Source organism: Azospirillum lipoferum, assembly GCF_024170005.1.
Classification (GTDB): domain Bacteria; phylum Pseudomonadota; class Alphaproteobacteria; order Azospirillales; family Azospirillaceae; genus Azospirillum; species Azospirillum lipoferum.
This window is the reverse complement of sequence record NZ_JALJXJ010000016.1, coordinates 168,601-189,101: the sequence shown is the minus strand read 5'-3', so window position 1 is coordinate 189,101 and position 20,501 is coordinate 168,601. Positions and strand designations below refer to the sequence as shown.

Annotated in this window: 14 protein-coding genes and 1 pseudogene; 13 read left to right on the top strand and 2 right to left on the bottom strand. The window is 65.6% G+C overall.

What is annotated here, in order from left to right:
* Together J2848_RS36040 and J2848_RS36220 are read right to left on the bottom strand one after the other, a co-directional pair.
* Positions 1–7,811 (bottom strand): beta strand repeat-containing protein (locus tag J2848_RS36040; protein WP_301311802.1); only part of this gene is annotated, 7,811 nt, incomplete at its 3' end.
* A 687-nt stretch (positions 7,812–8,498) separates the two neighbouring features.
* A pseudogene (locus tag J2848_RS36220) lies at positions 8,499–8,876 on the bottom strand (DUF4347 domain-containing protein); the annotation flags it as partial.
* Between the two features lie 40 nt (positions 8,877–8,916).
* On the opposite strand from J2848_RS36220, the gene J2848_RS29475 reads away from it, so the two are divergent.
* From J2848_RS29475 to J2848_RS29415, 13 genes are all read left to right on the top strand, one after another.
* Entirely contained in the window at positions 8,917–9,159 is a 243-nt protein-coding gene (locus J2848_RS29475; protein ID WP_246194107.1) for a hypothetical protein, read from the top strand.
* Positions 9,160–9,483: 324 nt separating this feature from the next.
* A complete protein-coding gene (locus J2848_RS29470; protein ID WP_149233395.1) occupies positions 9,484–9,792 on the top strand; it encodes a hypothetical protein in 309 nt (102 codons plus the stop codon).
* A 602-nt stretch (positions 9,793–10,394) separates the two neighbouring features.
* Positions 10,395–11,132, top strand: a complete 738-nt coding sequence (locus J2848_RS29465) for a phage tail protein (RefSeq protein WP_149233396.1) — start codon at positions 10,395–10,397, stop codon at positions 11,130–11,132.
* The gene (locus tag J2848_RS29460; RefSeq protein ID WP_149233397.1) at positions 11,132–11,455 is read left to right on the top strand and encodes a DUF6916 family protein; all 324 of its coding nucleotides are present in this window, start codon (positions 11,132–11,134) and stop codon (positions 11,453–11,455) included. The genes J2848_RS29465 and J2848_RS29460 overlap by 1 nt, the downstream gene beginning before the upstream one ends.
* A 154-nt stretch (positions 11,456–11,609) precedes the next feature.
* Positions 11,610–12,239 carry a GNAT family N-acetyltransferase gene (locus J2848_RS29455; RefSeq protein ID WP_211103251.1) on the top strand — a complete coding sequence of 210 codons (630 nt, stop codon included), beginning with the start codon at positions 11,610–11,612 and terminating at the stop codon, positions 12,237–12,239.
* Position 12,240: 1 nt separating this feature from the next.
* Complete coding sequence (locus J2848_RS29450) at positions 12,241–13,044, top strand: 2OG-Fe(II) oxygenase (protein ID WP_149233398.1); 804 nt, start codon at positions 12,241–12,243, stop codon at positions 13,042–13,044.
* Between the two features lie 26 nt (positions 13,045–13,070).
* Entirely contained in the window at positions 13,071–13,745 is a 675-nt protein-coding gene (locus J2848_RS29445; protein ID WP_149233399.1) for a hypothetical protein, read from the top strand.
* A gap of 38 nt (positions 13,746–13,783) precedes the next feature.
* Positions 13,784–14,287, top strand: a complete 504-nt coding sequence (locus J2848_RS29440; RefSeq protein ID WP_149233400.1) for an RT0821/Lpp0805 family surface protein — start codon at positions 13,784–13,786, stop codon at positions 14,285–14,287.
* Positions 14,288–14,456: 169 nt separating this feature from the next.
* On the top strand, positions 14,457–15,449 hold the full coding sequence (locus J2848_RS29435) for an NAD-dependent epimerase/dehydratase family protein (RefSeq protein ID WP_246194079.1): 993 nt from the start codon (positions 14,457–14,459) through the stop codon (positions 15,447–15,449).
* Complete coding sequence (locus tag J2848_RS29430; RefSeq protein WP_149233402.1) at positions 15,446–16,459, top strand: NAD-dependent epimerase/dehydratase family protein; 1,014 nt, start codon at positions 15,446–15,448, stop codon at positions 16,457–16,459. The genes J2848_RS29435 and J2848_RS29430 overlap by 4 nt, the downstream gene beginning before the upstream one ends.
* Positions 16,460–16,695: 236 nt before the next feature.
* Positions 16,696–17,745, top strand: coding sequence for a hypothetical protein (locus J2848_RS29425; RefSeq protein WP_149233403.1), 1,050 nt, complete (start codon positions 16,696–16,698; stop codon positions 17,743–17,745).
* Positions 17,742–19,211, top strand: coding sequence for a hypothetical protein (locus J2848_RS29420; protein ID WP_149233404.1), 1,470 nt, complete (start codon positions 17,742–17,744; stop codon positions 19,209–19,211). Before J2848_RS29425 ends, J2848_RS29420 begins: the two co-directional genes overlap by 4 nt.
* On the top strand, positions 19,212–20,390 hold the full coding sequence (locus J2848_RS29415) for a class I SAM-dependent methyltransferase (RefSeq protein ID WP_149233405.1): 1,179 nt from the start codon (positions 19,212–19,214) through the stop codon (positions 20,388–20,390).
* Positions 20,391–20,501 lie beyond the last annotated feature (111 nt).

Here is a 20,501-nt window from a genome sequence, read left to right as displayed (position 1 = left end):
AGGGTGTAGCTGCCCAGCGTGACCGAGCCGGCGCCGCTCAGCGAGCCGATGGTCTCGGCCGCCCCCAGCGCCAGGGTGGCGCCGGTGTCGACCGTCACCGCGCCGGTGTCGGCGATGGCGGAGCCGCCGGAGACGGCGAGCGTGCCGGCGCTGACGGTGGTCGCACCGCTGCGGGTGTTGGTGCCCGACAGGGTCAGGGTGCCGCTGCCGTCCTTGGTCAGGGCGCCGCTGCCGCCGACCACGCCGGTCAGGGTGGCGGTGTTGGACACGGTGATGGTGGCGCCGAAGGTGCCGGCGGTGACGGCGTTGGCGAAGCTGACGGCGGTGCCGGTGATCGCCAGCGTGCCGTTGTCGATCGTCAGCGCGCCGGTGCTGATGTTGGTGGCGTCGGTCACCGACAGGGTGCCGCCGCGGATGCTGGTGGTGCCGGTGTAGGTGTTGGCGCCCGACAGGGTCATCGTCCCGCTGCCGGTCTTGACGATGTTTCCAACCTGGTTTTCCTCGATGACGCCGGAGAACACGGTGGACGCGTCATTCCCCCCCATGGTCAGGGTGCCGTTGTTCAGGGTGACCGTGCCGCCGCCGGCCAGGGAGCCGATCGTCTCGCTCACGCTGTCGTCGAACCACAGGGTCGCTCCGGCCGATACCGTCACGGCGGAGGTGTCGGCGATGGACGCGCCGCCTTGGAGCGCCAAGGTGCCGGTGCCGATGGTGGTGGCACCGGTGTAGGTGTTGCTGCCGGACAGGGTCAGCGTGCCGCTGCCGGCCTTGGTCAGCCCGCCGGTGCCGGACAGCACGCCGGAGAAGGTCGTGCTGGTGCCGTCGCCCACCGTCAGGGTGTAGACGCCCAGCGTGACGTTGCCGGCGCCGGTGAGCGACCCGATGGTCTCGGCCGCCCCCAGCGACAGGGTGGCGTTGCTGGACACCGTGACGGCGCTGCCGTTGCCGATGGCGGAGCCGCCCGACACCGCCAGGGTGCCGGCGGAGACGGTGACCGACCCGCTGTGGCTGTTGGTGCCCGACAGGGTGACCGTGCCGGTGCCGGTCTTGGTCAGGGCGCCGGAGCCGCTGACGGTGCCGGACAGGGTCAGGGCGTTGGCGGTCTTCACCGTGCCGTTGCTGCTGCCGATGGCGATGGCGTTGGTCAGCGTCTGGCTGGTCGCCGTCGTGGTCAGCGTGCCGCCGTTCAGCGTGATGGTGCCGCTGCCGATGGTGCCGGCGGTACCCAGCTCCACCTCGCCGTTGCGGATGGTGGTGCCGCCGGACCAGCTGTTGCCGGCGCCGCTCAGCGTCAGCTTGCCGCTGCCGAACTTGCTCAGCCCGCCGCTGCCGGTGACGTCGCCCGACAGGGTGACGGCGTTGGCGTTGTCGATGGAGGCATCGGACGACAGGGTGATGGCATTGTCGATGGTGGTGGCGCCGGTGACGGTCAGATTGCCGCCGCTCATCGTCACCGTGTCGGTGCCCAGGTTGGCGTCGCCCGCCACCGACAGCGTGCCGGCGCTGACCGTGATGGTGTTGATGCCGGTGGCGCCGCTCGCGGTGTTGTTGGTGCCGCCCAGCACCAGCGTGCCGGCGCCGCTCTTGGTCAGGGCCGCCGAATTACTGGTCCCGTTGTCGGCCAGGGTCGAGTTGATGGTCAGCGTGTCGCCGTCGCCGACGCTGACGCCGAAGCTGTTGCCCAGCGTGAAGCCGTTGCCGGTGATGGTGATCGCCCGGCTGTCGGTGTCGCTGTCCATCGCCAGGGTCACGCCGCTGCGCACCGTCAGCGTGCCGGGCAGCGTGATGGTGCCGGCCAGCGTGCCGGAGAAGCGGATGGTGACGTTGCCCGACACGCTGTTGGCGAGGGTGATCGCCTCTTTCAGGTCCAGACCGCCGCCGTCCGCCTTGTCGGCGGTATAGGTGCCGGCCGGCGTATTGCCGTCGATGGCGGTGACGTCGACCACCAGGTCGTTGGTCACGCTGATGCTGAAGGTCTTCTCGTAGGTGGCGGTGCCGTCGCTGACCTGGATGCGGACGGAATAGCTCTGCCCGGCGGTCAGGGTGGTGGCGTCGTTCGCCCTCAGCGAGGTGCCGGAGATGTTGAACAGCGCGTTGTCGGTGTCGCCGGTGCCGGTGACCAGCGTGTAGGTGAAGGTCTGGCCGGTGTCGGCGTCGGTCTTCGACAGGGTGCCGACCACCGCGTTGGTGCCGTCGAAGATGGTGACGGAATTGTTGGACAGGGCGAGGTCGGTCGGCGCGTCGTTGATCGAGCTGGCGGTGACCACCGTGCTGGTGTTGGCGCTGCTGCTGGTCGTGCCGTCGCTTGCGGCCAGGCTGAAGGTGGTCTGCACCGTGCTGCCGGGCGCCACCTGGTTGTTGGTGGGGGTGAAGACCAGCGCCTGCAGCAGGGTCTGTAGCCCGCCCGGCGTGCTGGAGGTCAGCGTGTAGCTGCCGGCGCTGCCGCTCAGCCCGCCGCCGGCGCTGGACAGCGTGCCGTTGGCCGCGGTGTAGGTGATGGTGACGGTGAAGGTGCCGGTGCTGTCGTCGGCATCGCTCACCGTCACGGCGCTGAAGGGCGTGGTGGTGGCGTTGTCGTTGACGGTGCCGGCGGTGGTGAAGGTGCCGCCCAGCGCCGGCGCCTGGTTGACCGGCCCGGTCAGCGTGACGTCGTTGCTGTTGCTGCCGGCGGCATAGCTGATGGTGATCGACCCGCTGTTCAGGCTCAGCGTGGCGCCCGAGGCCAGTCCGCTGAAGGTGCCGGTGACGGCATCGCTGCCGTCGTTGGAGATGATGACGAAGCTGTCGCCGCTGGCGGTCTTGGCCGGGGTGTAGCTGCCGCTGGTGGACAGGGTGGCGCTGCCGACGCTCACCGCGCCGGTGACCGCCACCTGATCGTAGCTGCTGGAACTGGCCAGATCGACCGCCAGGATGCCGCCGGACTGGATGGTCAGGCCGCCGTTGACGGTCAGGGTGCCGACGCCGCTGTTGGTGCCGGCGACGCCGGGGGACAGCGTGCCGCCGGACTGCACGGTCAGGCCGCCGTTCACCGTGCCGGTGCCCGCCAGCGTGCCGCCGTTGCCCACCGTGACCGCCCCGGCCGACGCGCCGTTCAGGGTGCCGGTGACGACCAGCGTGCCGGCCGACAGGCTGGTGGTGCCGGTGTAGCTGTTGGTGCCGCTCAGGGCCAGCGTGCCGGTGCCCGACTTGGTCAGGCCGCCGGAACCGGAGACAACACCCGACAGGGTCAGGGCGTTGCCGCTGCCGACGCTGACGGTGCCATGGCTGCTGCCCAGCGTGACGACGTTCGCCAGCGCGACGGCGCTGCCGGTCACCGCCAGCGTGCCGCCGTTCAGCGTGATGCCGGCGCTGCTGATGTTGCCGGAACTGGCGATCGACAGGGTGCCGGCGCTGACGGTGGTGGTGCCGGTGTAGCTGTTGGTTGCGCTTAACTCCACTGTGCCGGCGCCGACCTTGGTCAGGTTGAAGGCACCGGATACCGTGCCGCTGATCGTCAGCGTGTCCCCGCTGTTGTAGGAGCCGATGTCGGCGTCCGCCGCCAGGGTGACGGTGCCGGTGATGGTGGCCGTTCCGCCGTTGACCTTCACCGCACCGATTCCGGACGACACGCCGATGCCGCTGATCGTCAGGTTCTCGGCGATGCTCAGGCCGTCGCCGATACGCAGGGTGGCGCCGCTGGCGATGCTGGTGCCGGCGGCGGTCGTGCCCAGCGCGTTGGCATGGGTGATGTACAGGACGCCCGCGCCGACGGTGGTGGCGCCGGTATAGCTGTTGTCGGCCGACAGGGTCAGCATTCCGCTGCCGGTCTTGGTCAGGGCATTGTTGCCGCCGATCGTGCCGCTGATGGTCAGGCCGGTGCCGGACACGCCGATGGTGGTGTCGGCGGCCATGGCGATGGCGCCGCTGACGGTCGCACTGCCGCTGGTGACCTGCAACGCGCCGGCCGACGACACGCCGGTGCCGGAGACGGTCAGGTCTTCGGCCAGCGTGACGCCGTTGGCGACGGCCAGGGTGGCGCCGCTGGACACGGTGGTGCCGGCCGCGGTGGTGCCCAGCGCGTTGTTGCTGCCGGCGACCAGGGTGCCGGCGCTGACGGTGGTGGCGCCGGTGTAGCTGTTGCTGCCTGACAGGGTCAGGCTGTTCGACCCGCCCTTGGTCAGGGCATAGCTGCCGCTGACCACGCCCGACAGGGTCAGGCCGCTGGTGGTGGTGACGGTGGTGTCGGCGTTCAGCGTGACCGTGCCGCTGACCGTGTTGGTGCCGCTGGCGCTGATCAGCGCGCCGCCCGACGAAACGCCGGTGCCCGACAGGGTCAGGTTTTCCGCGATGGTGATGCCGCCCGACAGGGCCAGGGCGGCGTTGCTGGCCACCGTGGTGCCGCCGGTGGTGTCGCCCAGCGCGTTGGCGTTGCTGACCGTCACGGTGCCGGCGTTGATGGTGAAGGTGCCGCTGAAGCTGCTGTTGTTGCCGGACAGGGTCAGGTCGCCGGACGCGGCCTTGATCAGGGTGCCCGATCCGCTGATGGCACCGGAAAGGGTGGCGCTGCCGCTGGGGGCGACGCTGATCGTGCCGCCGCTGCTGCCGATGGCGACGGTGTTGTCGATGGTGCCGACGGTGCCGCTCAGCCGCAGGGTGCCGCCGTTCAGGGTGACGGTGCCGGCGCCCAGGTTGCTGTCGGCGGACACCTGCAGCCAGCCTTTGGTGACGGTAATGCCGCCGGCGAAGCCGGTGCTGTTGGTGGTGCCGTCCAGCGTCAGGCTCGTGCTGTTGATGGCGGCGTTCAGCGTCAGGCTGCCCGATGAGGTGCCGGTGATGGCGCCGCTGAAGGTCGCGTTGCTCGCCTGGCTGATGGTCAGGGCATTGCCCCCCAGCGCCAGCGTGCCGCTGGCCCCGCTCAGCGTGCCGATGGTCTCGGTCGCCGATGACAGGGTCAGCGTGCCGCCGGACAGGGTCACGGCGCTGCTGTCGGACAGCGCAGTGCCGGCGCTGCTGTTCAGTTCCAGCGTGCCGGCGCTGACGGTGGTGGTGCCGATGTAGCTGTTGGTGCCGGTCAGGGTGAGCGTGCCGCTGCCGGCCTTGGTCAGGCCGCCGGTGCCGCTGATGATGCCGTCGAAGCTCGTGCTGCTGCCGTCGCCGCCGGCGGTCAGCGTGCTGCTGCCCAGCGTGACGTCGCCGCTGCCGGTCAGCGACCCGATGGTCTCGCTGCCGGACAGGTTCAGCGTGGCGCCGTTGGACACGGTGACGGCGCTGCTGTCGCCGATGCCACCGTTGGCCGTCAGCGTGCCGCCGCCGATGCTGGTGGCGCCTGTATAGTCGTTGCCGCCGCTCAGCGTCAGGGTGCCGGCGCCGCTCTTGGTGACGCCGCCGCTGCCGGTGATCTGGCTGGTGATGGCCAGCGTGTGGCCGGTATCGTTGGTCAGCGTCAGGGTGGTGCCGGACGCGACGGTGATGGTGCTGCCGCCGATGGTCAGGCCGCTGGCCGCGTCGGCGTCGAAGGTGATGTTCTCGCCGATCGCCAGGTTGGAACCCAGCGTGATGCTGCCGTTGGCCAGCCCGCTGCCGAAGACGATGGTCTGGGTGCCGGCCTGTCCGTTGGCGATGGCGACCGCCTCGCGCAGGCCGACGCTGCCGTCGGTCACGTCGACGGTGCTGCCGTCGCCGGTGCCGGTGACGTAGATGTAGTTGGTCGCCACCTTCACGTCGGCCGTGCTGCTGGCGCCGTGGCCGTCGTTCAGGGTGAAGCGGATCGTTGCGTCGCCGGCCGGGGTGTCGTTGCGGTAGGTGATGCCGCTCATTAGCGTGGCGATGCGCGCCGCGGTGGCGTTACCGTCGAAGGTGACGGTCAGCGTGCCGTTGCCGTTGTTGGTGTAGGTCGCGAACTGCGTGCCGCCGTCGGAAATGGTGCCGGACGTGGTGCCGGTGACGGTATAGCTGCTGCCCAGGCCGAAGACGTCGGCCGACCAGGCGCCGTTGCTGGTGCCGCTGGTGGCCGACCGCTGCACGGTCAGGCTGGCGCCGTTCCAGGTGGTGGCGCCGTCGTTCTCGGTATCCGACACGGTGACGGCGGTGCCGGTGTCCAGCGTCACCGTGCCGCCGACACCGGCCCAGCCGACGCTGTCGGTGTTCAGGTTGCCGATGACCGGGGCGGAGTTGGGGCTCATCGTGAAGGTGCCCAGGGAGCCGGCGGCGACGGCGTTGTCGGCCAAGTCCTTGACCTGGCTCGCCACCATGCTGACGGTGTAGGTCCCGGCGTCGCCGGCGTCCCAGGTTCCGCCGGGCGCCGTGAACTGGTAGGTGACGGTGTTGCCGGAGACCGAGACCTTGGTTGCGGTGACGCTGAAGCTGTTCGGTCCGGTGATCCTCACGTCGCCGTTGGTGTAGGACGACGTGTCCATCCCCACCGCATCGCTGTAGGTGACCGTGAAGGTATGGGTCGTGCCGCCGGTCGTCGTGACGTTGCTGGCCGTGAGCGACGCGGTCGGCGCGGTGGAATCGAGGGTGTAGCTGTGGCCGGTGCCGGTGGTGACGTTGCCGGCGGTGTCGACCGTTCGGATGTCCAGCGTGTGGGTGCCGGCGCTCAGCGTGACGCCGGACGCCGTCCAGGTGTTGCTGCTGATGGTGGCGGAAACCCAGGTGGTGCCGCCGTCGGCCGACACCTGGATGGTCTCCCCGGCGCCCAGCGTGCCGGTGAAGATGCCGCTCACCATCTGGCTGGCGACATTGGTGATGTAGTCGTAGTCGAGGGGGCCGGTGTCCTGGTCCATCCCCTGCACCGTCGCGGTCGCGGTCGGCGCGGTGGTATCCAGCGTATAGGCCTGGGACAGCGCCGTGCTGCTGCCCCCGCTGTTGGTCACCCGTGCCTTCAGCGTGCTGCTGCCGGTCAGCGTCACCCCGGACAGGCTCCAGCTGCTGGAACCGACCGAAGCGGTCGCCGTCGTCCAGGTCGAGCCGTTGTCGAGCGACACCTCGACCGATTCGCCGGTGGCCAGATTGGCGCTCAGCGTGCCGCTGACGGTCTGGGCCGCGGTCTTGGTGATGAAGTCGGTGCTGCTGGTGCCGGTGTCGGCCGAGAACGCCACGGTGGAGACGGTGGTGGTCGGGCTGCTGTCGACCTTGGCGCTGCTGTTGTTGACCAGCGAATAGGTCACGGTGGCGCTGTCGGCGGTGCCGTCGCTCGACCCCGTCTTGTCCTTGATGGTCCCGGTGATGCCGTTGGCGGTGGCATCCACGCCGTTCGCATCGGTATCGCCGGCCTGGACGGTGTAGCGGAAGGTCAGGGTGCTGGTGCCGGTGCCGCTGAGATAGGTGGCCGACCGGGTGGTGCCGCCGACATCCAGCGCCAGCGTCGGCGTCCCCGTGACGTCGACCGCCTGATCGAAGGTGACGGTGACGTCGATGTTCTCGCCCAGATGATAGGTGCCGCTGTGGCTGCCGTTGGCAATCGACACGCTGGTGACGTCGGCAACCGGATTGACGGTGACGGTGGCCGCCCCCAGCGCCGGGGTGGCGGATATATTGCCGGAATCCTTGACGCTGGTGACGGTGACGGTGCGGGTGCTGGACCCCGTCGGCGTTTCGCTGCTGTTACGATAGGTGATGCCGCCGATCAGCGTTCCCATCTGGGCTTCGGTCCGGCTGAGCCCGGTGACCGCCACCGTCGCCGTGTTGCCGCTCCTGGTCACCGTGGCGGTGGCATCGCCCGAAGCACCGAGGCCGGTCAGGGTCGTTGTGCCGGCATTCAGCGCCACGTCCACGCCGCCGATCTTCAAATATTCGGTGCTGTCCGTCACATTGGTGACGGTCAGGGTCATGCCGGTAAAGGTTTGTCCGCTGTCCGTAGGATCTGCGCCCACGCTGGCGGTCACGCTGCTGAACAGGCTGACCGCCGCACCGTTTTCGGTATAGGTCGTCGTGGCCCCTGTGCCGGTCAGGCTCGGAGCAGTGCCAACGGGAGGCGGAGTAATATTGTCAAGATTTATATTGTCAATTGCAAGATAAAGCCCGCCACCATTCTTTTTGGTTATGGTTACGTATTGAACGCCTATAAGATTGGGGTCGCTTGGAGTTAAGACGCTTCCATGATTGTCAAATGCAACGGTTTGCTCGAAAGTTCCTTTGTTGGTTGTGTATACAATATCCAGAGAACCTGCTTCCTGATCAATAATCGTCATTCCACTAAAATCAAAAGTATATCCAACCCCCGCTGTGATCGTATAGCTCTCCACATAACCATAATACCCCTCAATAATTTTCCCTGAAAAATTTGTTGCATTATTGTAATTTGTTGCATCAACCAAAGATACAATAGGGGATCCGTTCGAATCTGATTGCCCAGCAACAGTTACCGTGATAGTATCTCCAGATACAGTTTGGCTTATTGCGGTTGTTTGGTCTCCGCTTACATCTGAAGTGCTGGTTCCAAAATCAAATTGCGTAAGAAGAATGTGATTATAAGCTTCAGTTACCTCACGGTTGACTGCAACATTAGACTCAATGTCTCCCTTCTGACTTTCCAAGACCCAGTTGCCACCCAGGTCAGCGGAGCCTGTGGGATCCGTCGATGCGGCAACATCTGCGCTCGTCAATGTAGAAACAGTGGATATGAAACTCTGTCCAATGCCGGTTGCAACATCGCATCCGTAAAGCAGCATATCGCCACTATCAGTCAAAGCACGCCCTAACGTGGCAAGATCAGTTGCACGGGCGGTAGCTGTTGCTGTGTCGAGTGTCAACGAACCAAGGTTGATTTCTCCCTCGGCGCCATGGCTGACGATGTGAATCGCATCGTAACCGCTGTGGGTCCTTGCCCATTCTGCCATCTGGGACAGGCCGTCCTTGGTGCTGTCCAGCAGCACCACCTCGACACCCGCCTTCACCCCATCCACCAGCGTCTGGTAATCGGTGACGTTGGTTTCGATGAAAACGACCTCTTTCCGCCCACCGTTCTGCGTCGGGTCGGCGGCGCGCACCTCCACCGGTGCGGGCGAGGCGGTCGCGGGCGAGGCATCCGCCACCGCCTGGGCTTGCCATTGGTCGGCGCTGTGGTCGGTGGTGTCGTGGCTGGCGGCGGCGGGGTCGGCGCTATGGTCGGTCGCCGCGTTCGGATCGGCGGTGGCCGCACCAGCCGCGTCGAACATGAAGCGCGGTTCCAGCGCATAGGCCAGCGGCGGACGGGCGGACGGCTTCTGCACCGCTTGTGCCTCCGTCTTCGCGCCGGTCTTCGCCGAACCCTTCACCCGTGTGAACCTGGACTTCATCGCCACACCCGCCAGCAGACCGAAAAGGGGAATCCAAACCAACCGGAGATTTCTAAAAAAGAAACCCACCATCCGCAACATGCGAATATGTGCCCAATTGTAGCACAGGCTGGAATGTTATTCCTGAGACATCGCAACTATAGAACGATAAGCCGCGCGAAAACCTCAGCGGAGAGCGCAAGGCGGTCGGCGCGTCTTACCCCCATGCGGGAGCGGGGCCGGACTTTTGCACGACCGTGCCGATTTTGGGGAAGAACAGTTAATAAAGTTTTGCCTGCGGATCGTCGGCTTACAGGGAGCAGGACGGGGAGGGCATGAAGGGATGCATATTCCTATATGTATTTTCTTGAAAAACTCTTCGGAAGTCCTGATTTTTATCAGCGATCTTTCCGAAAAGACGGAAACCCGGCCTCAGGGGGCTTTTAGTTTCAGAAAAACAGCGGCCTTCAAGGCAGAAGCCATGGAAGAGAGGGGCTTCGAGCCGATTCAGGCAGCCTCTGATCGGAAAAGTGGTCCGATCCTTCCGGGGCTCTGATTCTTCCCTTTTCCCGCCATTTACCGGCGAAGGAAGAGTTCAGGGCCGGCAGGCTTCCTGCGATCCCCGGAAGCGGGCCCGCGGCGGTTGGTGGCGATTTTTCAAAGTTTCAGACCACAGTCTTCCATCGGAGGACTCTATCTTTAAAATGCGATTGCCTTGCCGGGGCGCGGCAAGACTCCAGATGGCACTGGGCGGAGGCGCACGAATCATGACGCTTTGTTGAAATATTCTTCGTTCCACTAGAAATAAATGTACGCCGTGCGCAATACCGGTAGAAAATCCGGACAAAACCCCCTACTCTGCCGCCGGCCATTGCAGGTCATCCATGCATCCCATGCCACAACTGTGACGCAGTAGGTTTGGCCACTTCTTTCGTACAGGTGGGGCTATTGGCGGGAAAAAGTTGTTTCGCGGCCAATGCCATACGTGTACGATATTCGCAATTCATTACAAAAAAACAAATATTGAGAGAAATTGAGACGGCATATCGACTCCTGCAGATTGCGTTGATATAGAACAACAACCGCCGAGGCGAGGCCCTTGGGACGGTTCCCGCTAATTGTGCAAAGCACAAAAATATTCGAAAGAGAGGATTTGCAATGGATCAAATGCTCGGCATGGTGTTCATGCTTCCGTGGTCCTGGGCGCCGGCGGATTATGCCCGCTGCATCGGCCAGCAGATGCCCCTCCAGCAGTACGCCGCGCTTTACTCCCTGCTCGGCACCGTTTATGGCGGCAACGGCTCCACCACCTTCAATTTACCGAACCTCCAGGGCCGCATGCCGATAGGCCAGGGCCAGAGCACGCTGACCGGCGCTCCCATCCTGAACATGGGCCAAACCGGCGGCGGCTACATCTCCGCCCTGAACGCGAGCAACCTGCCGCCCCACACCCACCCCGCGACCTTCTTCCCCGGCGGCACCGGCGGCACCTCCACCATCACCGGCACGGCCTCCCTGCCGTTCAGCACCACCGTCACCCTGCCGACGACGGTGACCGGTGATCTGACGATTGCCAACACGGCTGGCGGTGGTGTCGTCACGCCGGCGAACAACAGCGTTCTGACGAAGGGCGGCGCCCAGGCGAACATTTTCGCCACGAGTGCTGCGAATATTCCGATCGGTCCGACCCAAACCTTCACCGGCACCGCCACCGGTTCGGTCAGCGGCAGCGCGTCCGGCCCGATCACCCTGACCGCCAGCGGCGGCACCGGCGGCGGAACCGTCGCGGTCGGCGCGAACACCGGTGGCGTCAGCGCGCCGTTCAGCATCGTATCGCCCTATCTGGCGCTGAACTTCGTCATCGCCATCCAGGGCCTCTATCCGATGCGCAACTGATGACCGACCTCAGCCAACTCTCCGCCGGCCTCTTCCCCCCCCACCTGAACAGCGTCTTCACCATGACGTCGGAGGAGGGGGTGGAGATCGAGGCGACGCTGACGGCCTGCACGGAAAACCCCAGGTCCACCATGCCCGGCAGTCCGCGCACGGCCTTCAGCCTGTTCCTGCAATGCCCGGCCGACGGGCTGCCCCACTTCAGCGGGGCGTCCTTCACCGTCACCCATCCGCAGATGCCGGCTTTCGGGCCGGTCTATGTGGAGCGGGTCATGCCGGAAGGCGGCGGGTCGGAACAGGCGGTCTTCCAGATCTCGTTCAACTGAGTCTGGCGATCCAAGCCCAACCAACCAAGGTCGGCCGCCGTCCTTTCTTTTCCCAAGGATTCTTCCAGGGGGAGAGGGGCGGCGGCCTCCTTTCCAACCTATCCTTCCCCCCTCCAACCCAACTGACATTCCTTTGCGGAGGATGCGTCGACCCATGGCCGGCTTTTCCGGATCCTTCCCCTTCCCCGGCAACCTGACAGCCCGCTTCACCACGCCCGCCGACGAAACCTTCCTGCTGGATCTGTTCATCGAGGCGCGTCCCTGGCTGGCCTGGGCGCAGGGCAGCCCCGATTTCCTGCGCGCGCTGTACGAACAGCAGTACCGGGCGATGCGGGCCGGGCAGGAGGCGATCTATCCCGAACATGTCGACTTGGTGGTCGAAAAGGCCGGCGACCGCGTCGGCCGGGTGGTGGTCGATCTCGGCTATCGGAACTGGCGGGTGTCGGAATTGCAGGTGCTGGAACGCGCCCGTGGCAAGGGCGTCGGGTCGGACGTCCTGCGCGGCCTGCAAATGGCGGCGACCGGGCCGATGATGGGCATCACGCTGTCCACCCCGATCATCGGATCGAACGGCCGGCAGGTCTACCAGCGGCTGGGGTTCCGCACCACCGGCTACGAGCCGCCCCATTTCCACATGGGCTGGCTGCCCCCCGGCCATCCGGAGGCCGAGGCGCTGGAAACCCTGTCCGCCCAGGTGGAGGCGCAGGCCCAGGCCCATATGACGAAGATGATGGCCATGCAGGCCCAGGCCCGCGCCATGGGTGCCCTGCAGGGCGGGAACTGAGATGCGTTCGCTGCTTGCCGGCGTCAGCCCGGCCGACATCCGCACCGATCCCTTTCCCCATGTCGTCCTGTCCGACGTTCTGGACGAGGAGACCCACCGGGCGCTGAACGCCGGTTTTCCCAGCTTCGCCCAGATCGGCTGGGCCGACCCGCGCCGTCCACCGGGCAGCAACCGCCGCTACCAGCTGTCGGCCTCGCTGATCATGAACCATCCGGAACTGCCGCAGGTGTGGAAGGACTTCGTCCGCCTGCACAGCTCCCCCGAATGGCTGGCCGAGGTGGCGGCGCTGTTCCGCGGCCACTGGCCGGATGAACTGCTGCACGCGCTGGGCGGCAGCCTGACCGGGCACGGCACGGGACTGGTCCTGCGCGACGGCTTTGACCGGGCGCGGATCCTGATGGATGCGCGGGCGGAGATCAACACGCCGGTCACCGGCCCCGCCTCCCGTTCGCGCGGGCCGCATCTGGACACGCCGAACCGGCTGTTCACCTGCCTCTACTACCTGCGCCGGCCGGAAGACGACGCCGAGGGCGGCGACCTGGAGCTGTTCCGCTGGAAGGACGGCCGCATCGCCAGCCTGGAGCATTACGAGCTGCCGGCGGGTGCGGTGGAACGGGTGGCCGTCATCCCCTATCGCGCCAACCAGATGGTCATCTTCCCGCAGAGCGCCCACGCCCTGCACGGCGTCGGCCTCCGCCACCCCACCCCGCACACCCGCCAGTACGTCTTCGTCAGCGCCGAGATCGAGGAGAATTGGCTGACGGCAGGGCAGGGGGCGGGGCCGGAGGCGGCGCAGACGTCCTGAGCAAGCTTTTAAGGAAATTCCCAGCGATGCGCCTCCTGGTCTACGGCATGCAGTCGAGCGGTGCGACCGCCTTCACCCTGTTCCTGGCCCAGCGGCCGGATTGCCTGGCACTGGTCGACATCCTCAACAACTACGCCGCCCCGCGGGTGGAGACCGGCCTGGATATGGTGGTGAAGGCGGTGGTCACCACCGCCTATCCGCTGGAGGTCCACCAGGACCGTTTCCGTCCCGACCGCACCGTCCTGCTGCTGCGCGACCCGCGCGACACTTACCGCAGCCTGTCGGCCAAGCCCTACCGCAACCATTCCGGCCTGATCGACGAGAAGTTCGCCCTGATCGACGGGATCTTCGCCGGCCGGGCGGACCGTTTCGACGCGGTGGTGCATTACGAGGATTTCGTCGCCCGCGACCCGGCCGTGCTGGCTGCGGTGACGGCGCTGGGCTGGCCGGTGGACGAGGGCTTCTACGACTACCGCCGCCGTCACGACGAGCTGGCCGGCGCCCTGTGGCGGCATGTGCCGGCTCTGATGGACCGCATCGAATTCGCCTTCGGCAACGTGCAGGGCAGGGCGGTGTCGGAGCGCTTCCGCGACAAGCCGCGCGATTCGGAACTGGAGGCGAAGCTGGAGGCGCTCTGCCCGCGGCTGCTCGCCCACTATCGGGACAGGGCGGCTGCACAAACGGCACCGCTTGCGCTATAACCGGGGCAACAATCCTCGGAACAAAGATGAGTCCTCCGATGCGTGCCCATTTTCGCTTCCCCCGGATCGCCGCCCGCACCGCCGCCGTCGCGGTGCTTGCGCTGTCCACCACGCTGGCCGGTTGCCAGACCGGATCGATGGGCACCAAGGAGGGGTTCGGCACCGTCGGCGGCGCCGTCGCCGGCGGCCTGATCGGCTCGCGCTTCGGCGGCGGCTCGGGCAAGCTGGTGGCAGTCGGCATCGGCACGCTGCTGGGCGCCTTCGCCGGCCGTGAGATCGGCGCCTCGCTCGACCGTGCCGACCAGCAATATGCCGACCGCGCCGCCTATCAGGCCTACAGCGCCCCCATCGGCCAGCGGATCAGCTGGAACAACCCGCAGTCCGGCAACCAGGGCACCATCGTGCCGGTCAAGGACGGCTATGACGGTTCTGGTGCCTACTGCCGCGAGTTCCAGCAGACCATCGTCGTCGGCGGCCGCACCGAACAGGCCTTCGGCACCGCCTGCCGCCAGCCCGACGGGTCGTGGAAGATCGTGGGATGATGAGGGCGGCAGCGGCTTCAACTTCATTGACGCCGCCCGACGCCGCTTTGTAGCGTTGGGCGTTGCCATACCGGCTGCCGTCATCGTTCTCCCGTCCGTTGCCGGTAACGGACCGTTCGCCTGAATGCGGAATAAGGACCCTATGGCCGAGAACATCCCCTTCAAGCGTGTGCTGGTCACCGGCGGCGCCGGTTATGTCGGAAGCGCGCTGGTTCCGCGGCTTCTGGCGGCAGGCTATCAGGTCGTGGTCTATGATCTGATGCTGTTCGGTACCGACATGCTTCCCAAAGACGACACGGCGCTGAGCATCGTCAAGGCCGATATCCGCAATGCGGCGGACTTCGCGCGTGCCGTTGCCGGGGTGGACGCCGTTATCCATCTTGCCTGCATTTCCAACGATCCGAGCTTCGAGCTCGACGAAGCGCTCAGCACGACCATCAACTACGACGCTTTCGAGCCGATGGTCCAGGCCGCGCGTGCCGCGGGTGTCCGGCGCTTCATTTATGCATCCAGCAGCTCTGTCTACGGGATCAGCGAAGCCGCCGACGTGACGGAGGAGCATCCGCTGCTGCCTCTGACGCTCTACAGCAAATACAAAGCGATGTGCGAGACGGTCCTGGCCCGCTACCAGGCGCCGGACTTCACCTGTGTCACCATCCGGCCATCGACCGTCTGCGGCTATGCGCCGCGGCTGCGCTTGGATCTGACGGTCAACATCCTGACGAACCACGCCATCAACAACCGCAGGATCACGGTTTTCGGCGGCGAGCAGATGCGGCCGAACATCCACATCGATGACATGGTTGACCTGTATCTGCTGCTGCTGCGTCTTCCGGCGGAGACGATCGCCGGCGAGGTGTTCAATGCCGGCTACGGCAACCTGAAGGTTGCCGAGATCGCCGAGATCGTGCGCAAGGTGGTGATGGAGGAGTTCCCTGACCTGGGGCCGATCGACATCGTCCGCACGCCGACCGATGACAATCGCTCCTATCACGTCAATTCCGACAAGATCAGGCAGGCCATCGGTTTCGAAGCGAACCGGTCGGTGGAGGACGCCGTTCGGGATCTGTGCCACGCCTTCCGGGATGGAAGAATCCCCGACAGCCTGACCGACGACACCTATTTCAACGTCCGCACCATGAAGGCATTGGCGCTCTCATGACCTCATCGCCTTCCCAGCGCACCGTCGCCGTCGTCACCGGAGGATGCGGCTTCATCGGCAGCCACATGGTCGACCTCCTTCTGGAGCAGGGCTATGGCGTGAGGGTGATCGACAATCTCGCTGGCGGCAGGCTGGATAATCTCGCCCACCACGCCGGAAATCCGGATCTGGTGGTCGAAACCCGGGACATTCGTGACATTGCTCCCGACGATTCCCTGTTCCGGGGCGTGCGGCACGTCTTCCACTTCGCCGGCATCGGCGACATCGTGCCCTCCATCGAGCGTCCGGCGGACTATATGGACACGAACGTCATGGGCACGGTGCGCGTGCTCGAGGCATCGCGTCATGCCGGCGTGGAAAAGTTGGTTTATGCCGCCTCCTCCTCCTGCTACGGCTTTGCCGCCGTGCCTACGCGGGAAGACCATCCGATCGCTCCGCAGTACCCCTATGCCCTGTCCAAGAACCAGGGGGAGCAGGCGGCATTGCATTGGCACCGGGTCTATGGCCTTCCCGTGAATTCAGTCCGGATCTTCAACGCCTATGGTCCGCGCTCTCGCACGTCGGGAGCCTACGGCGCGGTGTTCGGCGTGTTCCTGCGGCAAAAGCTGGCCGGGAAGCCGTTCACGGTTGTGGGTGACGGCACCCAGAGCCGCGACTTCATCTTCGTGACCGATGTGGCCGCCGCCTTCCTTTGCGCCGCCCGCACGAACCGGGCCGGCGAGGTCTACAATGTGGGCGCAAATGCGCCGCAAACCGTGAACCGACTGGTGGAACTGCTGGACGGCTCCGTGGTCAACATCCCGAAGCGCCCGGGGGAGCCCGACTGCACTTGGGCCGACACGGCCAAAATCCAGGCGGAGCTGGGGTGGGAACCGAAGGTCGATTTCGAGACTGGAGTGGCCAAGGTGCTTGAAGGGATCGACTATTGGCGGGACGCTCCGGTTTGGGATCCCGACTCCATCACTCAAGCCACCCGATCCTGGTTCGGAGCGCTTGGCAGGGCTGGCTGATGCGGACCGCCTTCCGGCCCGGTTCCCTTCGGCGGGAAGCAGGCCGGGAGGCGTTTTTACAGTTTCTTAGCACCCCAAGCTGAGCATCGATGGTGAACCGGTCGAACTCCGGCTCGGCTTCCCGGTTCGAGCCTTCCCGATAACATGATCAGAACCGCGCAGCCCATTCCATCGACAGGTCTTGATCCGTGATGCCGCAAACCGGTTCCATCGCCTCTCCGGTCCGCCCCCTGAACATGCTCGTTCCCGTATGGGGAGAGCGCTACATCGCCGCCCTCACCGATCTCTCCCTGCCGTTCCTGCTGTCTCCCGGAAATCTTCCCGGATTGGCATGTCGTGACCTCTTCATCCTGCGGCTGATCACGATGCCGGAAGAGGCGGCGTATCTGAACAGCCATCCCGTCATTCAGCGCGCCCGGCAATGGGTTCGGGTCGATGTCGTCGTCTTTCCAGAATCCTTTCCGCGGCACATGTCCCACCTGCCGCTGTTCAGCCAAGCCTATGCCTGGGAGATCGAGCGCGCGCGGAGCCGGCAGGAGGACGTGATCTGCCTGTGCGCGGACAGCATCGTTTCCGATGGCGGGCTGGTGGCGGTCGAGCGGGTGCGCGCCATGGGCCGCCGCTGCATCTATATCTGCGGACATCGGGTCAACCAGACGGAACTGGTGGATTGGGCGGCAAAGCACCGCCGCGACGATGGGTCGATCCAGGTGCCGACGCGCGATCTCGTCCGGTTCTCGACGGAGGCCAGCCACGAATGGACGCGGCGGGTGAGCTTCGGTGACGGGGTCGTCCCGGAGGTGCCGGGCTTCTTCTGGGTGGACGGGCGCACCAATCTGTTGGCGACCTCCCTGCTCCTGCATCCGCTGTACATCGACACGCGGGCCATTCCGGAGGATTTCGCCCGGAAATCGGAAACCTCCATCGACGGCGACGTTCCGTCTTGGTTGGACTGCGATCCCGCGGATGTCCATATCTTCGACGATTCCGACGATTTCTTCGCGTTCGAGTTCAGCGACCGCGTCGCTTTGCCGAACCGCAAGCCGCTGCCGGACAATGCCGATGTCTGGCTGGACGCCTGGACGAACAGTGTCTGGACCTACATAGAAAGACACCTTCTGCGCAGACCTGGGCTGGATGCCTATCTCCACAATCTGGGGACCAAGATCCGCTGTCATTCTGGCGGCATCGGAAAGATCGACCCACAGGTGGAGGCACTGTCCGACCGTTTCATCGAAACCATCCGTCTGCGGGTCCGCCGGCATATGGACGGATTGGTTTCATGACCTCGGCGCTTCATCATGCGCTGGTGGTCTGGGGCCGGGCCTTCACCGACGTTTTCCTGCGCTATGTTCTGCCCTCCCATCTGTCGCCAGGCAACCTGCCGGCACTCGCCGGCAATGAGCGCTCCACCTACAACATCTACACGACGGCCCGCGACGCCGCAGTGATGGCGCGGTCGGAGCCGGTGCGAAAGCTCCAGCGGCTTATGGATGTCCGCTTCCACGTCATGAAGACGGAGGATGAGGCGCTCTTGTCGGCGGAGAACGTCTACGACGTCATGAGCGCTTTTCATCGCGAAGCGATCCTGATGGCCGAGGCCGAGGATGCGCGGATCGTCTTTCTCGCTCCGGATGCCCTCTTCTCTGACGGCAGCTTCGCAGCGATGGAGCGGAAGGCGGCCGAAGGGTGCGACTGTCTCCTGATCACCGCCATCTGCACGGTCATGGAGGACATGCAGCCTTGGCTGGAGGAGCGGGTCAGAGGGCCGGGACCGGTATCGTTTCCGGCCAGCGACCTTGCCGGACGGGCGATCAGGCACATGCACCCTATCGGACGCAGCATGATCTGGGGTGGTGAGCGGTTCAACAGGGCCTGGGCGTCCCAGTTCTTCTGGCCCGTCGGCAGCAGCGGCCTGCTGGCGCATTGCTGGCATCTGCATCCCCTCATGGTCCGGCCCGGTGCCCGGTCCAAAGGCTTCACCCAGACCGTCGACGGCGACTTTGTCGAGGCCCTGGCCGGAACGCGGATGCACATCATTCGGGATTCCGACGAGATCTGCGTGGCCGAACTAAGCCCACGCAACCGGCGGGATGACAGTCTGCGCGATCTCGGGCCGTTCGACCGCAGCCGTTTTCTCGGCTGGGCAAGACAATGGCTGCGCCCCGTGCATGCTGGGCTGGTGCGGACGCCGATCCTGTTCCATGACGATCCGGTCGACCCCAATGTCCTGGCTCCGGTGCAGGCCGCAGCGTCCCGGATCGTCGGTTCTCTGGCGGCGGAGGTCGAGGATTTGTGGCCCCGCCTGCCGACGGTGCGAGCCACTGGCGAACTCAAGGACGCGGCCCGGATTTTCATCTACGGCAGCGGAGCAGCCGGGCAGGCCGTCCGGGAGCGGATGGAGCGGGACGGGATTGCGGTGGCCGGCTTTCTCGACAGCCATCGTGCCGGCCAGGCCCACGGCCTGCCGGTACTTCAGGCCACAAGCTATGCGACGCAGCAGAAGGAGGGTGACTCCGTCCTCGTCGTGTCGCAATACGCCCGCGAGATCGAGAAGACGATACGCTCTCTCGGGATCCGGAACTGTTTCGATGGCTATCGCCTGTTCCTGGGCATGTCCGAAAGAAGCCCCGTCGCTGTTTCGCTACAATCCTGGGAAATTCCCCATGACGATCCGCAGGACGGCCTGAAAGCCTGGACAGCCGATGGCGAAGGGCATTCCCCGGCTTCACGGCGGCTGGAGGCCGACTGAATGATGACCACGCCTTCCTGCCACCTGTGCGGACATGATGCCCTGCATGAGGTCGCCGGCTATGGCCGGCTTCTCCGGATCACGTCGGACGTCCGGATCTGGCCCGCCGGCGGGCGTCTGGCCGTATGCCGGGCTTGCGGAGCGGTGCAGAAGCCGGCAACCGCGGCGTGGCGGAGCGAGTGCCAAGCAATCTACTCCACCTATGTCGTCTACCGGCAGAACGGCGGGAACGAGCAGGCCGTGTTTGCGTCCTCGGGCGGCGGGGAGGCCCGGTCGCTGCTTCTGCTGCGCAAGCTGGTGGACGGGTTCGGGCTGCCGTCGGACGGCCATCATCTGGACTTCGGATGCGGGGACGGCAGCCTGCTCCGGAATGCGGCGGCCCTGTTGCCGGCCTGGAAGCGGGCCGGCGCCGAACTGAACGACAGCCGGCGTCCGGAGATCGAGGCGATTCCCGGCGTCGAGGATTTCTATGCCGGCTCCCCAAGTGCGATTCCGAGACGGTTCGACCTCGTCACGACGGTCCATGTCCTGGAGCATTTCGAGCGTCCAATGGCAATCCTCTCGACCTTGGTCGGAATGCTGGTTCCCGACGGCAAGCTGGTCATTGAGGTTCCGGACTTGCGCACCAGCCCCTTCGATCTGCTGATCGCCGACCATGCAACCCATTTCACGCCTGCTGTCCTGCGCAACGTTCTGACCGAATCCGGCCTGTATGTGGATTGCCTGACCGACAGCTGGATTCCCCGAGAGCTGAGCGTGGTCGCGCGGCATGCAGCCTTGCCCGAAGGAACCGCCGTCCTTCCCACGGATCCCCCTGCCGACCAAGTCTGGAGGGCCTCGCTTGAGCGGGTGGAGCATCACATCGACTGGCTGACCCGGCTGCGCGACAGTGCGAGGGCAGCGGCGGTTGCCGGGCCGGTCGGCATCTTCGGCACGTCGATCGCCGCGACTTGGCTCGCTGCCCATGTGTCGGACTCGATCGCCTTCTTCGTCGACGAGGACATGCAGCGGGTGGGTGGGACCTATCTCGGCCGGCCCATCCTGCACCCCCGGCAGGTCCCCGACGGCGCCCGCGTCTTTGTGGCGCACACCCCGGCTTTCGCCGACAAGATCGCCTGCCGACTCGCCGAACTGGACCGTTTCACCGTCATACGGCCTCCGGACGGCGTCTTTGTCTGACCGTCTCCGGCTCCGCCAGGATGCTGGCGGCACCGGAGAGCTTCGGGCATACTCCTTCGGCCGGTAAACAGTGAAAGCTACTGGGTTTTCAGGCGTCGGCGATGATGGTTC

Coding starts and splice junctions, on each gene's coding strand:
- J2848_RS29475 (WP_246194107.1), top strand. CDS start 8,917: ATGAAAACGACCTCTTTCCGCCCACCGTTCTGCGTCGGGTCGGCGGCG.
- J2848_RS29465 (WP_149233396.1), top strand. CDS start 10,395: ATGGATCAAATGCTCGGCATGGTGTTCATGCTTCCGTGGTCCTGGGCG.
- J2848_RS29460 (WP_149233397.1), top strand. CDS start 11,132: ATGACCGACCTCAGCCAACTCTCCGCCGGCCTCTTCCCCCCCCACCTG.
- J2848_RS29455 (WP_211103251.1), top strand. CDS start 11,610: ATGGCCGGCTTTTCCGGATCCTTCCCCTTCCCCGGCAACCTGACAGCC.
- J2848_RS29450 (WP_149233398.1), top strand. CDS start 12,241: ATGCGTTCGCTGCTTGCCGGCGTCAGCCCGGCCGACATCCGCACCGAT.
- J2848_RS29445 (WP_149233399.1), top strand. CDS start 13,071: ATGCGCCTCCTGGTCTACGGCATGCAGTCGAGCGGTGCGACCGCCTTC.
- J2848_RS29440 (WP_149233400.1), top strand. CDS start 13,784: ATGCGTGCCCATTTTCGCTTCCCCCGGATCGCCGCCCGCACCGCCGCC.
- J2848_RS29430 (WP_149233402.1), top strand. CDS start 15,446: ATGACCTCATCGCCTTCCCAGCGCACCGTCGCCGTCGTCACCGGAGGA.
- J2848_RS29425 (WP_149233403.1), top strand. CDS start 16,696: ATGCTCGTTCCCGTATGGGGAGAGCGCTACATCGCCGCCCTCACCGAT.
- J2848_RS29420 (WP_149233404.1), top strand. CDS start 17,742: ATGACCTCGGCGCTTCATCATGCGCTGGTGGTCTGGGGCCGGGCCTTC.
- J2848_RS29415 (WP_149233405.1), top strand. CDS start 19,212: ATGATGACCACGCCTTCCTGCCACCTGTGCGGACATGATGCCCTGCAT.